At 70.8% G+C, this 2,552-nt stretch carries 2 protein-coding genes and 1 pseudogene; 1 reads left to right on the top strand and 2 read right to left on the bottom strand.

Annotated features, from left to right (window positions below):
• Positions 1-416 precede the first annotated feature (416 nt).
• Complete coding sequence (locus ACIGO6_RS41595; protein ID WP_399886019.1) at positions 417-1,118, top strand: restriction endonuclease; 702 nt, start codon at positions 417-419, stop codon at positions 1,116-1,118.
• Positions 1,119-1,277: 159 nt separating this feature from the next.
• Here the strand turns inward: ACIGO6_RS41595 and ACIGO6_RS41590 are convergent, their stop codons facing one another.
• Positions 1,278-2,120, bottom strand: a complete 843-nt coding sequence (locus ACIGO6_RS41590; RefSeq protein ID WP_399886017.1) for a hypothetical protein — start codon at positions 2,118-2,120, stop codon at positions 1,278-1,280.
• Between the two features lie 331 nt (positions 2,121-2,451).
• A pseudogene (locus ACIGO6_RS41585) lies at positions 2,452-2,552 on the bottom strand (dTDP-4-dehydrorhamnose reductase); the annotation flags it as partial.

Here is a 2,552-nt window from a genome sequence, read left to right as displayed (position 1 = left end):
CCGGACAGACCAACACAAGGACAGCCCAGCAGGGCGTCAGTCAGTGCCCGAGTCACGACCGCCGGAACCCGAGTATCAGCATCAATGTCAGTGCCTCCTGTCAGCATGGGCTGTTGTGCGGGGAGTTGTTACGAGGGGGAGGCTTGCATGCCTTTGGTGCGGTCGTATGTGCGTTCTGACGGGACACGGGTTCGCGCGCATTCGCGGTGGGCTCCGGGCGCCAGACGGGAGACGATGATCTTCGGTGTGGTGGCTTTAGCCGTGGTCGGGCTGGGCAACAGCAACGTCTCGGCAGGGGGCGGGGAGACTCCGCGGCCGCAGACCACCGTCCAGTACCCGATCCGGTTCGACGACGTCCCCACTGTGCGGGCGCCACAGCCTCGTCCCACGGTGTCGTACCCGATCCGGTGGGAGCGGTGACCCGGCGGCGGCCGCCGGCACGGCGGCGTACGAGGCGGCCCAGCCGGAGGCAGCAACAGCGGGACGTGCAGCTGGTCGTCTTCGCCGTGGTGGCGGCGGCCGGCATCGGGCTGATGGTGATGGTGGTCAACTGGCTGCTGGCGCACTGGTGGGTGCTCGTCGTGGTCCTGGGGCTCGCTGTACTGGCGGGCGCCGGCTGGCTCTACAACCGGCAGCAGCGGGCCCAGTGGGAGGCGGTGCGGGCGCAGGGCCTGCGCTACGGACTGCCGCAGCTGGACGCGCTGCACCACACGCGGTTCGAGGACGCGATACGGGACCTGATGCAGCGGGACGGCTGCCGGGATGCCCAGCGGGTCGGCGGACGTGGGGACCTGGGCGCGGACGTGAAGGCCACGGATCCGTTCGGGCGGCGCTGGGTGATCCAGTGCAAGCACCGCCGCAACGGTGCCCAGGGCTCGGCGGTGGGCACGCCGGATCTGCAGGTGCTCAACGGGACGGCCCGGCAGGTGCACGGCGCGGACGTCGCGGTGATCGTCACGAACGGCCGGGTGACCGGACCTGCGGTGACGTTCGCCAAGCAGCAGCGTCTGCACGTCGTCGACCGTCGGACGCTGGCCGTGTGGGCGTCGGGTTCGCGTCCGCTGTGGGAGTTGTTGCGGGCGGTGCCGCCTCCGCGTCGCCCGTCGTCCTTGAGCTGAAAGGCGCGGCTTGTTCGGCCTGTGGCGGGGCTGGTGGCCTGTGGGTGTCCTCCACGATCTCCGAGGCCACGATGTCGTCGGCGTCCAACGGCTTCCGTAAGCCCCTTGGCCGGGGCGGCGTCGTGAACGGCTCCGCCATGGGCGCGGGTGGTGGCAGCGTCAGGCGCGAGGGAGGAGTGCGTACGGTCGCAGGGGGACGCCGACGACCTGCAGGACGAGGTTGCGGTGTGCGGCGTGCAGGGTGCGCACGGCGGCCCGGGTCAGGCCGGGCTTGGGCGGCTGGACGCCCGCGCGTTCGCGGCCGGGCTTCGTCGGGATCCACAGGTAGCCGGGGTCGCTGCCTTCCAGGGCCTCGGTGATGCCGGCGCGGACGTCGAGCCACCGGCGCAGGATCTCCACGGCGTGCTTGTCGAGGGCGTGGTCGAAGTCGGCGACGGTCACGACGGGGACCGGGCGGCGTTCCAGGTCGATGTCGGTGACGTTGAGCTGGTGGAGCTGGGGCACGGTGCGGCCGGTGGCGGCGACGAGGGCGGCCACCGCGGCGGTGCGGATGGCGGTGGCGGCGTTGGCGCCGGTGGGGCGCCGTACGGCGAGCGTGCGCAGCAGCTGGTAGGCCTGCTCGGGCTCCAGGCGGTCACCGTGGCCGGACGGTGGGTAGGGCCGAGCCACGTTGAGTCCGAGATAGGCCGTGAAGGCGTTGTACGCCTGGATCCGGGCGCGCTGGGAGTCGTGCGCCGCATCGGCGTTCGGACCGGTGAGGGTGTTGCGCCGCCGGGTCTCGCCGGCGCTCGCCGCGTCGAGCCAGGAGTCCGCTCGCTCGGGCTGGACGAGCTCTTCAGCGGTGAGGGAAGTGGCCTTCTCCTCTTGGAGGACGTACTCCAGGTACTCGGCGAGGAGGATGCCGCGCAGCCGTACGGTCCCGGAGGCGTACCCGGCGTCCTGCTGGGCCTTGATGAAGGCGCCGATCGCGGCGAGGGCGTCGGCGGTGCGCGGGTTCGGCATGCCGACAGCGTACGTAAACCAGTCCGCTTGCTGGATAACAGCAAGAAGCAGGATCTCACCTTTCCTCAGCCGACTGAAGGTCTCGTCTCGGTCCGTGTCGGACCAAAATGGACCGTACAGGCCCGATACGGTCCTTGTACGGCCCCCGGGCGAACCGGAGGCGGGCCGTGAGGCCCGCTGGGAGTTTCGACGCTTCTTGCTGTTATCCAGCTCAAGCCTTCCGTGACGCCGACGGAACGTGGTGGCTCCGCAACCTCCTCTGGAGCAGAGTCTGTACCGGACGAGCGCGATACGGCTCGCCCGCGGCGCCGGCCGCCGTGCCCCTTGGTGGTCACGGCGGATTGGTGCAGAACTCCCGTACACCGCGGAGCGTGGTGCGCAGCTTGCGCTGGGTCGCCCTGCTGTCGAGGCGCACGTCGAGGGCGCCGGGCA

This window comes from Streptomyces sp. NPDC053750 (assembly GCF_044544295.1).
GTDB lineage: Bacteria > Actinomycetota > Actinomycetes > Streptomycetales > Streptomycetaceae > Streptomyces.
This window is presented reverse-complemented; position numbering and strand designations above follow the sequence as displayed.

Excerpts from the sequence above, each read along its gene's own strand:
- ACIGO6_RS41590 (WP_399886017.1), bottom strand. The coding sequence starts at position 2,120 with ATGCCGAACCCGCGCACCGCCGACGCCCTCGCCGCGATCGGCGCCTTC.